We start from the raw sequence: 12014 nt of genomic DNA, 5'->3' as shown, positions 1-12014 counted from the left end.
TGAGTTACCAATCCGACAGGATTGTGTTTGTGCGACATGTCACACCGCCCCTTTTGGTATGGCGACATGACATTAGATACAATCAAATTCCCAAGATGACGATTTGTCCCACATACAGAATTAACTGCAGGTGTTTCATCTCGCCGTCTAATTAATTCGGCTTCTTCAGTTTGTTAAAGATCGGGCATTGTCTACACAACGCAAACAAAAATCCACGCAGCAATCAATCATGCTGTGTGCGCTTTTGTTTGCACTGTAAGGTGGTGGTGGAGGATGACGGGATCGAACCGACGACCCCCTGCTTGCAAAGCAGGTGCTCTCCCAACTGAGCTAATCCCCCAAACTGGTGGGTCTGGAAGGACTCGAACCTTCGACCCCTGCGTTATCAACACAGTGCTCTAACCAGCTGAGCTACAAACCCAGTCAAACCCTTAAAATCTCGAATAACCGATAGGCTGTGAGTACTCGACGATCGCCTTCTCTAGAAAGGAGGTGATCCAGCCGCAGGTTCCCCTACGGCTACCTTGTTACGACTTCACCCCAGTCATGAATCCCACCGTGGTAAGCGGCCTCCTTACGGTTAGCCTACCCACTTCTGGTGAAACTCACTCCCATGGTGTGACGGGCGGTGTGTACAAGACCCGGGAACGTATTCACCGCAGCATGCTGATCTGCGATTACTAGCGATTCCGACTTCACGCACTCGAGTTGCAGAGTGCGATCCGGACTACGATCGGTTTTATGAGATTGGCTCCACCTCGCGGCTTGGCTACCCTCTGTACCGACCATTGTATGACGTGTGAAGCCCTGGTCATAAGGGCCATGAGGACTTGACGTCATCCCCACCTTCCTCCGGTTTGTCACCGGCAGTCCCATTAGAGTGCTCAACTGAATGGTAGCAACTAATGGCAAGGGTTGCGCTCGTTGCGGGACTTAACCCAACATCTCACGACACGAGCTGACGACAGCCATGCAGCACCTGTGTTACAGCTCCCTTTCGGGCACCAATCCATCTCTGGAAAGTTCTGTACATGTCAAGACCAGGTAAGGTTTTTCGCGTTGCATCGAATTAATCCACATCATCCACCGCTTGTGCGGGTCCCCGTCAATTCCTTTGAGTTTTAACCTTGCGGCCGTACTCCCCAGGCGGTCAACTTCTCGCGTTAGCTACGCTACCAAGGATTCAAACCCCCAACAGCTAGTTGACATCGTTTAGGGCGTGGACTACCAGGGTATCTAATCCTGTTTGCTCCCCACGCTTTCGTGCATGAGCGTCAGTGTCATCCCAGGGGGCTGCCTTCGCCATCGGTATTCCTCCGCATCTCTACGCATTTCACTGCTACACGCGGAATTCTACCCCCCTCTGACGCACTCTAGCTGTGCAGTCTCCAATGCAGTTCCCAGGTTAAGCCCGGGGCTTTCACATCAGACTTACACAACCGCCTGCGCACGCTTTACGCCCAGTAATTCCGATTAACGCTTGCACCCTACGTATTACCGCGGCTGCTGGCACGTAGTTAGCCGGTGCTTATTCTTCAGGTACTGTCATCCCCCAGCGATATTAGCGCTAGGGATTTCCTCCCTGACAAAAGTCCTTTACAACCCGAAGGCCTTCTTCAGACACGCGGCATGGCTGGATCAGGCTTGCGCCCATTGTCCAAAATTCCCCACTGCTGCCTCCCGTAGGAGTCTGGGCCGTGTCTCAGTCCCAGTGTGGCGGATCATCCTCTCAGACCCGCTACTGATCGATGCCTTGGTGAGCCTTTACCTCACCAACTAGCTAATCAGACGTCGGCCGCTCGAATAGCGCAAGGTCTTGCGATCCCCTGCTTTCCTTCTCAAAGCGTATGCGGTATTAGCTATCCTTTCGGATAGTTATCCCCCACTACTCGGCACGTTCCGACGCATTACTCACCCGTTCGCCACTCGTCAGCGGAGCAAGCTCCCTGTTACCGTTCGACTTGCATGTGTAAAGCATGCCGCCAGCGTTCAATCTGAGCCAGGATCAAACTCTTCAGTTCAATCTCATAGCAAATTTCTGGCACGCAAGATCAAAGAAATAAACAAGTACTTCTTCATTCTCGCAGTGCAAGTATTTGGCTTTCGCCAAGCACTCACACCTATCGGTTATTCTGTTTTTTTTAAAGAGCGGTGCAGGTCGCTGCGTTTCGTTTCCGTCGCTGCGTTGTCTGCTGAGGAGGCGAACTATACGCCCGCGGCCTGACCTCGTCAACACTTTATCCGAAGAAATCTGCAGGATTTGCCAAAATTCCGTCGCGCAGACCGCTAAGTCACTGAACGGTAATACTTTATGAAATGCGGGTTTCATGGCTGTTTTGCTGCGGGTGCACAGCCAGCGGCGCACTGGCGTCCATCCTGACGCTGACCCATGCAGGAAACTGGCGCAAAAAGCCGGTCTCAGCACCGACACAGGCAGCAAAAAGCCCGGCTGGGCCGGGCTTGGTGACTTACATATATATGTTAAACATGCAATCAGCGCTGCTTCAGCTTGGCAAATGCCGCAGCCATGGCGGACTCCCCAGCAGGCTGCTGCGAACGGCCTTGAGTCTGGCGGTTGCGCTGATCACTGCCACGCCCAGCTTCTGACCTGGCCCCACGATTGGCCGCACCCACTTCGTCACTCAGGCGCATGGTGAGGGCAATACGTTTGCGCGCCACATCGACTTCCAGCACCTTGACCTTGACCACATCACCAGCCTTCACCACCTTGCGCGGGTCGTCGATGAATTTGCTGGACAGTGCGGAGATATGAACCAGCCCGTCCTGATGCACGCCAATATCCACAAAGGCACCAAAGTTGGCCACATTGGTGACCACCCCTTCCAGCACCATACCGGGCTGAAGGTGCTTGATGTCCTCGACACCGTCCTGGAAGGTGGCGGTCTTGAACTCCGGACGCGGGTCGCGACCCGGCTTGTCCAGCTCCTTCAGGATATCCATGACGGTGGGCAGGCCGAAACGCTCATCGGTGTAGTCAGTTGCCTTGACTGATTTGAGCGTCACCGAATCCCCCAGCAAAGACTTCACTTCGCGCCCTAGCCTGGCGACGATTTTTTCTACCACCGGGTAAGCTTCCGGGTGCACCGACGAGGCATCCAGCGGATTGTCGCCACCACGGATGCGCAGGAAGCCGGCTGCCTGCTCGAATGTCTTGTCACCCAGGCGCGGTACTTTCAACAGTTGTTTGCGGTTCTTGAACGCACCGTTCTGATCGCGATAAGCCACGATATTGGCGGCCAAGGTAGCATTCAACCCGGAGATGCGGGTCAGCAGCGGAACGGAGGCGGTATTCACATCGACACCCACGGCATTCACGCAATCTTCCACCACAGCATCCAGCGCGCGTGCCAACTGGCTTTGGTTGACATCATGCTGATACTGGCCCACGCCGATGGATTTGGGGTCGATCTTCACCAGTTCGGCCAAAGGGTCCTGCAAGCGCCGGGCAATGGAGACTGCACCGCGCAAACTGACATCCATATCGGGGAATTCCTTGGCCGCCAGCTCGGAAGCCGAATACACCGACGCACCCGCCTCGGACACCACGATCTTGGTCATGCCCAACTGCGGGTAAGCCTTGATCAGGTCCTGCGCCAGCTTGTCGGTTTCTCGACTGGCCGTGCCATTGCCAATGGAAATCAGGTCAACATTGTGACGGGTACACAGCGCCCCCAGAATGGCGATGGACTTGTCCCATTCGCGGCGTGGCTCGTGCGGATAGATGGCCGTGGTGTCCAGCACCTTGCCGGTACCATCCACCACAGCTACTTTCACGCCGGTACGCAAACCCGGATCCAGACCCAGGGTAGCGCGCTGACCCGCCGGTGCCGCCAGCAGCAAGTCGTGCAGATTATCGGCAAACACCTTGATGGCCTCGCCATCTGCCGCTTCTTTCAGCTTGCCCATCAGTTCCAGCTCCAGCGACAGGAAGATCTTGGCGCGCCAGCACAGACGGACACCATCCAGCAGCCATTTGTCGGCAGCGCGGCCCTTGTCTTGTACACCAAAGCGCTGGGCGATCATCAATTCGTAAGCGGAACGCTCGGTAATCGGGGTTTCATCCGGCTGATACTTCAACGCCAGACTGAGCACGCCTTCATTGCGACCGCGCAGCAAAGCCAGCGCACGATGGGATGGCGTGGCGCGAATGGCTTCGCGATGGTCGAAGTAGTCGGCAAACTTGGCACCTTCCTGCTCCTTGCCTGCCACCACGCTGGCAGCCAGCTCGCCTTCGTTCCACAGCTTTTCGCGCAGGCGACCCAGCAGCTCGGCATCTTCGGCAAACCGTTCGATCAGGATGGCACGCGCACCGTCCAGTGCAGCCTTGACATCAGCCACACCAGCCTCGGCATTGAGATAGCCTTCTGCCAATGCTTCTGGCTGTTGCGTGGGGTCGGCCAGCAGACTGTCAGCCAGCGGCTGCAAGCCGGCTTCGCGGGCGATTTGGGCCTTGGTACGGCGTTTGGGCTTGTAAGGAAGGTAAAGGTCTTCGAGCGCTGTCTTGTTGTCGGCAGCGTACAGCGCAGCAGTCAGTTCGGGGGTGAGCTTGTCCTGCTCGCGAATGCTGGCGAGGATGCTATCGCGGCGCTCGTCCAGCTCACGCAGATACACCAGCCGCTCGGCCAGCGTACGTAATTGGGTGTCATCCAGCCCGCCGGTCACTTCCTTGCGGTAGCGGGCAATAAAGGGAACGGTGGCACCACCGTCGATCAGTTCGATGGTGGCCGCCACCTGGTTCTCGCGAACGGCCAGTTCAGTAGCAAGACGGCTGGCTATGCTTTTCAACATCGGTTTTTATTCTTTCGTGCTGAACAAAAACCGCTACTGTACCGCCATTCAGTCCAAAATCAAGCAGCAACCGACCGAGCCAGCCATGCTTGCGCTTCTTCCACCGTGTCGAAATACTCCAGGTGGTTGTGCGACAGCAGGCCGGCAATGTGGGCCGCCAGCTTGATCCACACATCGCTGACCACCAGCGCGATACGGCCGAAGTCCTGTTCGTGCGCACGCACAAACTTGACCTCCTCTACCGCCATATCCAGGGTGAAGTCCACCAGCTCGGTCAGATCCAGCAGCACGTCCGGCTTGCCTTGTTCGGCAACGCGCTTGACCAGCGCATCTTCAAACAGCTTGAAATCTGCCAGCGAGAATTCATTGAACAGCGCCACATCCAGACCATAATCCTGTTCGCGGATAGAAATCATGCTGCATCTCCTAAAGTGTGAGTCCTGCCTGTTATTGTTGATGAAACCACGCCAGCTTCAATTGCGTGATCATGATTGCATTCTAGTGCGCCGCGGGGAAGTTTCTGCTGACAACCGTCAAGGAGTGACATGTTTTTGGCATGATTCAGCGCAGCGCTGCCAGCATGCCCGCCCCGACGATCAAGCCCATGCCCAACAAGGCATCCGGCCCCAGCGCATCGCCCCACAGCAAGACGCCCAGCAAGGCCGAGAACACCACGGTGAGATAGGCGAAACTGGCTACCAGGTATTTGCGCCCTTCCTTGTAAGCCATGGTCATGGCCAGCTGCCCCAACATGCCGCAGACCCCCACACCCAGCAAGGCGGATATGTTTCCGGCGTGCACCGGTGAAAAACCGGGCCCGAGCAGCAGCCAGACCAGCCCGAACAAGCTGGCAATGGCGAAAAACCAGAACACCACCCGCCACGACGGTTCGCCCATTTGCCCCAGCTCCCGCACCTGGAACACGGCAAAACCGGCAGACACACCGGACAGCAGGCCCACCACGCCAGCCAGCCACTGGTCCGAGCTGAAGGTAGGCCGCAGCAGCAGGACGATACCCAGAAAACCCAGCCCCAGAGCCAGCGCCGCCGCGCGGGACAGCTTGTCCTTGAGCTTGACCACGCAAATCAGCGAGAAAAACAGCGAGGAGGTGTAGTTGAGCGTCACCGCAGTGGACAGTGGCAAATGGGTGAGCGCATAAAACAGCGCCGACATGGACAGATAGCCGACAAAGCTACGCTTGATGTGCCCCAGCCAGTGCGGAGTGGACAGCGACAGTCCGCGCCAGCGGATGCCGGCACCGAGAATGACGGTGCCAATCAACGTACGCCAGAACAGCAGCTCGATGGAGTTGAAATGCTGCGCGCCTGCCTTGACGAACACACCCATCCAGGCAAAAAAGGCGGCAGCCACCACCATCCAGCCTGCGCCCAGTTGCCCACGGCGCAAACGCACGATCAGCGCCCCACTCACGACTGGCTCCAACACGGAAGACAAGGAATACAAATCATGGCTTGCGGGTACTGTTGGCGGAAAGACAGATCAACTCCATCTGATGACGGTAGGTCTTGAATTCCGATGCATTGGCAGCACAGCGCGCCTCCAGCAGGCGCTTGCCCGGCGTGGGAAGAAAGACATGCAGATTATGCCGCACTATCCACAAACGTCCGGAAACGAAACGGCCTTCGCGATATTCAGTCACCAGCCGCCCGGTATGGGCGTTGAGCCGGGCATACAAGGCAGCCTCGCGATCACCGTCGGCCTGTCGATAACGGCGTTGCAGGCGCTCCGGGCTGTCAGCGCGGGTGGCCTTGTACTCCTGCAGGGTGACTTCAATGGCGGCGCGCTCGCGCTGATCCGCCTTGGGCGGAATCACCTTGATGACGCGCACGCCCTCCTGCACCACGCTGCGGACCTTCCAGCCGGGCGGCAAGGTGAAGTTGATCTTGCTGGCCGGGTCGGTATAACCGCTGGCCAGCGCCTGAGCACTCAACAGGCCAAGGCTGAGAATGAGTAAATGTTTTTGCCAGTGCATTGTCATCAAGACAAAGAAAAAGGCGCGGAAACCCGCGCCTTTGTCATTCTGCACTGAAACACCCGGCTTAGCCAGCCATGGCATCGCCCATCAGGCGACGATAGAACTCGTGGAAGTGTTGCATGCCTTCCTCGGTGGGGTATTGATACGGCCCCACTTCGCTCTCGCCACGCAGCCACAGCGCACGACGGCCCTGGTGCATGCGATAGCAGATTTCGTCGTCTTCCTTGGCGGTTTCGAAGTAGGCGGCCTGCTCTGCCTCGACGAATTCCGGCTCGAAGTACACCACATCTTCCGGGTAGTAGAACTCGGTGATGACGGTGCATTTTTCCGGGCCACGCGGAATCACCACGCTGACTACCAGCACATGCGGATACCACTCCACCATGATGTTGGGGTAGTAGGTGAGCCAGATGGCACCGAATTCAGGCTGACGGTCGGCAAAGCGGCGGCGTACCTCCTCGTGCCACTTGCCATACACGCGCGAACCAGAACGGGCCAGCTGGTTTTTCACCCCCACAGTCTGCACGTGATACTGCGCGCCCCACTCCCACTTGAGCTCGGCGCAATCGACAAAATTGCCCAGGCCGGGATGGAAGGGGTCGACGTGGTAGTCCTCGGAATAGACTTCGATGAAAGTCTTCCAGTTGAAGTCATACTCGGTGGTATGCGTCGAATGGAAGGCAAACTCGGAGAAATCCAGGTGTTTGGCCACACCAAGCTGCGCCAGATCGGCCGCGATGTCGCGACCGGCATCAAACAGCAAACCGTTCCAGTTGGTCAGTTGCGTCTGATTCAGGTTCAGGCAAGGCGTTTGCGGGAAATGCGGCGCGCCCAGCAGCTTGCCTTCGGCGTCGTAAGTCCAGCCATGCAGATTGCACACCATGTGGTTGCCATTGCCGCGACCCTGATAAATCAGCGCCTGACGATGGCGGCAGACGTTGGAAATCAGCTTGATTTCGCCGCCCACATTCTTGAGCATCTTGCCGTGGCCCAGCCATTCGAGCGTGTGATAGTCGCCCTCATTGGGCACCATCAGCGCATGGCCGTAGTACTGCGGAGCAGTGGCAAACAGTTGTTTTTGCTCCAGCTCGTAATGAGCCGGGTCAAAGTAGGTATAGATAGGCAGCTGAGCAGCAGATGCTTGCAGCATCTGCGAAGAAGCCAGATCAGACATTATTCCCACACCTCCGTGGAAGAAGATATAAGACCAGCCGAATCTCGCTAAACGAGTTTACGGAACCATCAAAACAATAATGAAAACAAGGGCCAAGACCCTGCTTTTCGAGGCCGGGATTATGCCCCGCCCCGAAAGGGGGGGCAAGCTATTTTTAGCAGGAAGAAAGCCGACATCGGCAAAATATCGGCCGTTTTCGCAGGCGTTGGCACATTTTCAGCAACAGCCATCATGTAAATCATTGCTTTAGCTCAAATTGTGCAAAGCAACATCAGCACTTGATGATGGGTATGCTATACTCGCCGCACGGTTGAACCGGCCTAAGTGCCAGGGACAAGCTGAAACGTGACAGCCAGTACCATTCGCTGCTTTTACCAACATCCGCAGCCAGTGGGTGAAGGCAGAAACCAGTAGCCGCATGGCAAGCCGGATCATGTTGCAGCAAGGCGCGAGAGCAAGGTAAATCCCTTATTGCTGAGCGCCAAGACGCACCGGATAATCGCCGCCCGGTTCATGCCGACCAAAGGAAAATCAAGAGGAGCCCGTCAGCTGCGCAACCAGTCATCAGGCCGACACAGTCATAACCTTTAATATGGCCAATCTACCGGATTGATGCAGTGATTTTCCCCACGGACCCCTTTTTTGTCATTTACGATCCCAGTGCCTATGAAATCTAGCATTCTCGTTATCAACTGCGGCAGTTCCTCGCTGAAATTTGCCCTGATCGACACCGCCTCTCACCAAGCCATCCTGACTGGCCTGGCCGAGAAACTGGGCCTGGAACAAGGCCAGATCAGCTTCAAGCACGCAGGCCAGAAAGACAGCCTGACGCTGAGCGAAGCCAACCATGCTGCTGCCATGCACGCCATCATTGCCCGCCTGCGCGAGCTGGATTTGCTGGACAGCGTCAAGGCCGTTGGTCATCGCGTGGTGCATGGTGGCGAGCATTTCAAGGCCTCCGCAGTCATCGACGACACCGTCATCGCCGAAATCGAGAAATGCGCCAAACTGGCACCGCTGCACAACCCGGCCCACCTGCTGGGCATCCGCACTGCCATGCAGCAATTCCCCGGCCTGACCCAGGTTGCCGTATTCGACACCGCCTTCCATCAGAGCATGCCGCAGCAGGCCTATCTGTATGCCGTACCGATGCAGCTGTACCGCGAGCATGGCGTGCGCCGCTATGGCTTCCACGGCACCAGCTACCGCTTTGTCACCGGCGAAGCGGCACGTCTGCTGAACAAGCCGCTGGAAGAAACCGCCTTTGTCTGTGCCCACCTCGGTAATGGCGCATCCGCCGCAGCCATCAAGGGTGGCAAGAGCGTGGACACCACCATGGGCCTGACCCCGCTGGAAGGCCTGGTGATGGGCACCCGCTCCGGCGACATTGACCCGGGCATCTTTGGCTACCTGGCCTCCGAACTGGGCCTGGATGTAAATGGCGTCACCGACCTGCTGAACAAGAAATCCGGCCTGCTGGGCCTGTCCGAGCTGTCCAGCGACTGCCGCGAACTGGAAGACGCCGCCATGGCCGGCAAGCCCGAAGCCATTCTGGCACTGGATATTTTCAGCTACCGCCTGGCCAAGCACATTGCCGCCCTTACCGTGGCACTGGGCCGACTGGACGGCGTGCTGTTTACCGGCGGCATTGGCGAAAACTCGTCCTACCTGCGCGCCCGTGTGATCAAACAGCTGGGCTTCCTGGGCCTGCAGCTGGATGAAGCAGCCAATGAACAATGCATTCGCGGCAAGGCTGGCCGCATCACCACCGCCGACTCCGTGCCTGCCCTGGTGATCAACACCGATGAAGAACTGATGATTGCCCTGGACACCGCCCAGCTGGCGGGCCTGTCTGTCTGAGGCAGCCCAAGAAAGAGTCAGAAGCATGCATACTTTTTTCCTGGCACCGACCGGCTTTGATGCCGGACTCACCTCGGTAGCGCTGGGCATGATCCGCGCGCTGGAGCAATCCGGCCTGCGCGTGGGTTTTGTCAAACCCATCGCCCAAGGGGCGGACAGCTCGCCGGAGCGCTCCACCCACTTTGCCCGCGCCATCTGCCACCTGAACCCGCCGGAACCATTGGCGATGGAACGGGTGGAACACCTGCTGTCGCAAGGTGAAATCGACCAGTTGATGGAAGAGGTGGTCTCGCTTTACCAGCAAGCCTCGCACAATGTAGACCTGATGATTGTGGAAGGCCTGGTACCCGACCAGAAACAGGTGTTCTCCACCTTCCTCAACACCAAGATTGCCCGCAACCTGCAAGCGCAAACCATTCTGGTGACCGCTGCCGACAAGCTGGCCAGCCACGAAATTGCCGAGCAACTGGAGCTGAGCGTACAAGCCTTTGGCGCCCAACCCGGCCACGTGGCGGGTTATATCCTGAACCGTCTGCCCAAGGAACAGGACGCCCAGCAACTGGCGATGGAAATCCAGGAAGCCGGCAACCTGCTGCACAAAAACCGCTTGCCGATGATTGGTGCCATCCCCAACGAGCCGGAGCTGCTGGCCCCGCGCACGCTGGACGTGGCCCACTACCTGCAAGCGCGAGTGCTGCACGCCGGGCAGATCAGCCGCCGCCGCGTGCGCAGCATGGCGGTGACCGCCCGCACCGTGCCCAATGTGGTTCATCTGCTCAAGCCCGGTGCGCTGATTGTCACCGCCGGCGACCGCGAAGACATTGTGCTGGGCACTTCCATGGCCGCCATGAACGGCGTGCCGCTGGCCGGCCTGCTGCTGACCTGCGACTCGCTGCCCGACCCGCGCATCCAGCAACTGTGCCACCAGGCCTTCACCAGCGGCCTGCCGGTGATGTCCACCACGCACAACACCTTCGAAACCGCCAGCTTCCTCAGCAATATGAGCCGCCAGGTACCGGCGGACGACCTGGAGCGCATGGAGCGGGTCATCGACTTCGTGGCCGAGCATCTGGATGCCGACAAGCTCAAGCGCAACGTCGGCGCGCCGCGCGAACACCGCATGCCGCCACCGGCCTTCCGCTACCAGCTGATGGAAAAAGCCCGCCGTGCTGGCAAGCGCATCGTACTGCCGGAAGGCAACGAGCCGCGTACCGTCAAGGCTGCCGCCATCTGCCAGGAAAAGGGCATTGCCCACTGCGTGCTGATTGGCAACCGCGCCGAAATCGAACAGATTGCCGAAGCCCAGGGTGTCACCCTGCCCGCTTCGATTGAAATCCTCGATCCCAATGAAGTACGCGGCAACTACATCCAGCCCATGGTGGAACTGCGCAAGGGCAAGGGCCTGAACGCACCGATGGCCGAGCAACAGCTGGAAGACAATGTAGTACTGGGCACCATGATGCTGGCACTGGGCGAAGTGGACGGCCTGGTATCCGGCGCGGTACACACCACCGCCAACACCATCCGCCCCGCCCTGCAGCTGATCAAGACCGCACCGGAAGCCAAGCTGGTTTCCAGCGTGTTCTTCATGCTGATGCCGGAACAGGTGCTGGTTTATGGTGACTGTGCGGTCAACCCGGACCCGACCGCGGAAGACCTGGCCGACATCGCCATCCAGTCCGCCGACTCCGCCGCCGCCTTTGGCATTCCGCCGCGCGTCGCGATGATTTCCTACTCTACCGGCAGCTCCGGCAGTGGCTCGGACGTGGAAAAAGTGCGCGAAGCCACCCGCATCGCCAAGGAAAAGCGCCCGGACCTGGAAATCGACGGCCCGATGCAATACGACGCCGCCAGCGTGGAGTCGGTCGGCCGCCAGAAAGCCCCGGACAGCACCGTGGCCGGCCGCGCCACCGTGTTTGTGTTCCCGGACCTCAACACCGGTAACACCACCTACAAGGCGGTACAGCGCTCGGCAGGCGTGGTCAGCGTCGGCCCCATGCTGCAAGGCCTGCGCAAACCGGTGAACGACCTGTCGCGTGGCGCACTGGTGGACGACATTGTCTATACCATCGCCCTGACGGCCATTCAGGCGGACAAGCGCTAAGCAAGCACCGCTTGCAAAAGCCGGTACCCAGCAAGGACATGCTTGCCGGGCACCGGCTTTTTTCTTTTCAG

General features: G+C 58.3%; 7 protein-coding genes, 2 tRNA genes and 1 rRNA gene. 2 read left to right on the top strand and 8 right to left on the bottom strand.

What is annotated here, in order from left to right:
- Window positions 1-264 precede the first annotated feature (264 nt).
- The 8 genes from DKK66_RS15935 to DKK66_RS15900 form a co-directional block, all read right to left on the bottom strand.
- Window positions 265-340, bottom strand: a tRNA-Ala gene (locus DKK66_RS15935).
- Window positions 341-344: 4 nt separating this feature from the next.
- Window positions 345-421 (bottom strand) — tRNA-Ile (locus DKK66_RS15930).
- Between the two features lie 64 nt (window positions 422-485).
- Window positions 486-2021: ribosomal RNA gene (locus DKK66_RS15925) — 16S ribosomal RNA — on the bottom strand.
- A gap of 472 nt (window positions 2022-2493) precedes the next feature.
- On the bottom strand, window positions 2494-4809 hold the full coding sequence (locus DKK66_RS15920) for a Tex family protein (RefSeq protein WP_131359649.1): 2316 nt from the start codon (window positions 4807-4809) through the stop codon (window positions 2494-2496).
- A 59-nt stretch (window positions 4810-4868) separates the two neighbouring features.
- Complete coding sequence (locus tag DKK66_RS15915; protein ID WP_131359647.1) at window positions 4869-5225, bottom strand: STAS/SEC14 domain-containing protein; 357 nt, start codon at window positions 5223-5225, stop codon at window positions 4869-4871.
- A gap of 145 nt (window positions 5226-5370) precedes the next feature.
- Window positions 5371-6240 (bottom strand): DMT family transporter, encoded by an 870-nt coding sequence (locus DKK66_RS15910; RefSeq protein WP_255434154.1) that lies wholly within the window; start codon window positions 6238-6240, stop codon window positions 5371-5373.
- A gap of 34 nt (window positions 6241-6274) precedes the next feature.
- On the bottom strand, window positions 6275-6856 hold the full coding sequence (locus tag DKK66_RS15905; protein WP_231588915.1) for a hypothetical protein: 582 nt from the start codon (window positions 6854-6856) through the stop codon (window positions 6275-6277).
- Window positions 6857-6869: 13 nt separating this feature from the next.
- Window positions 6870-7979: an aromatic ring-hydroxylating dioxygenase subunit alpha gene (locus tag DKK66_RS15900; protein ID WP_131359645.1), complete on the bottom strand. Its 1110-nt coding sequence runs from the start codon at window positions 7977-7979 to the stop codon at window positions 6870-6872.
- Window positions 7980-8645: 666 nt separating this feature from the next.
- On the opposite strand from DKK66_RS15900, the gene DKK66_RS15895 reads away from it, so the two are divergent.
- Both DKK66_RS15895 and pta read left to right on the top strand, forming a co-directional pair.
- Window positions 8646-9839 carry an acetate/propionate family kinase gene (locus DKK66_RS15895; protein ID WP_131359643.1) on the top strand — a complete coding sequence of 398 codons (1194 nt, stop codon included), beginning with the start codon at window positions 8646-8648 and terminating at the stop codon, window positions 9837-9839.
- A 25-nt stretch (window positions 9840-9864) separates the two neighbouring features.
- Window positions 9865-11943 carry a phosphate acetyltransferase gene (gene pta, locus DKK66_RS15890; RefSeq protein ID WP_131359641.1) on the top strand — a complete coding sequence of 693 codons (2079 nt, stop codon included), beginning with the start codon at window positions 9865-9867 and terminating at the stop codon, window positions 11941-11943.
- The last annotated feature ends 71 nt before the right edge of the window (window positions 11944-12014 follow it).

It is taken from the genome of Aquitalea sp. USM4 (assembly GCF_004328945.1).
Classification (GTDB): Bacteria; Pseudomonadota; Gammaproteobacteria; order Burkholderiales; family Chromobacteriaceae; genus Aquitalea; species Aquitalea pelogenes.
The sequence above is the reverse complement of the archived record's forward strand: the minus strand, read 5'-3'. Positions and strand labels throughout refer to the sequence as shown.

Excerpts from the sequence above, each read along its gene's own strand:
- DKK66_RS15900 (WP_131359645.1), bottom strand. The coding sequence starts at position 7,979 with ATGTCTGATCTGGCTTCTTCGCAGATGCTGCAAGCATCTGCTGCTCAG.
- pta (WP_131359641.1), top strand. The coding sequence starts at position 9,865 with ATGCATACTTTTTTCCTGGCACCGACCGGCTTTGATGCCGGACTCACC.
- DKK66_RS15895 (WP_131359643.1), top strand. The coding sequence starts at position 8,646 with ATGAAATCTAGCATTCTCGTTATCAACTGCGGCAGTTCCTCGCTGAAA.
- DKK66_RS15920 (WP_131359649.1), bottom strand. The coding sequence starts at position 4,809 with ATGTTGAAAAGCATAGCCAGCCGTCTTGCTACTGAACTGGCCGTTCGC.
- DKK66_RS15915 (WP_131359647.1), bottom strand. The coding sequence starts at position 5,225 with ATGATTTCTATCCGCGAACAGGATTATGGTCTGGATGTGGCGCTGTTC.